The organism is Acinetobacter sp. YT-02 (assembly GCF_002412355.1).
GTDB lineage: Bacteria > Pseudomonadota > Gammaproteobacteria > Pseudomonadales > Moraxellaceae > Acinetobacter > Acinetobacter towneri.
In genome coordinates, this window is sequence record NZ_NOZT01000006.1 from 1 (window position 1) to 824 (window position 824).

The 824-nt window shown below is 39.1% G+C and carries 1 pseudogene; it reads right to left on the reverse strand.

Annotated elements, in window-relative coordinates:
* Positions 1-748, reverse strand: a pseudogene (locus CF596_RS03830) (IS3-like element ISAba14 family transposase); the annotation flags it as partial.
* Between the last annotated feature and the right edge of the window lie 76 nt (positions 749-824).

Here is an 824-nt window from a genome sequence, read left to right on the forward strand (position 1 = left end):
AGTACCTTGCGGCTATGCCAATCAATCACAGCACATAAATAAACAAAGCCTTTTGCCATAGGGATATACGTTATATCCGTAGACCACACTTGATTACTGCGCTGAATAGCCAATCCTTTGAGCAGATATGGATATTTGCGGTGAGCTTGATTAGCCTGGCTTAAATTTGGTTTGCAATATAACGCATTAATGCCCATTTTCTTCATTAAAGTACGTGTATGACGTCGTCCTATATGATGTCCTTGACGATTCAACAAATCACGCATCATACGGCTACCTGCAAAAGGGTATTGCATATGTAACTCATCCATACACCGCATCAGCTTCAGATCTGATGCACTCACAGGTTTTGGGCGATAGTAATAACAACCACGGGAGACTTTCAGCAGCTGAGCTTGCTTAGATACTGAAATCTGAAGTGAGTCATCGATTAACTTTTGTGGTTGAAGCGGCCCAGTTTCTTCAACACACCTTCTAAAAAATCAATTTCTAATGCCTGCTCACCGATTTTTGCATGTAGTTTTTTTAGATCGATGGGTGGTTCTGTTGGAGCTTTTGATTGATCGAAAGCTTGCGAGGAAGCTGAAATCAGTTGATTTTTCCAGTCGATAATTTGGTTTTGATGAACATCAAATTCAGCACTCAATTCAGCAAGTGTTTTTTCTGCTTTAATCGCAGCAAGTGCTACCTTAGCTTTAAAATCATTTGAATGATTTCTTCTTGGTCTACGTGCCATAAAATACTCCATATATTGATGTTTATAACATCATTTGGGGAGCAAAATATCACTTATAAGTGTTGTTCAAATTTCCTGATCCACCTCT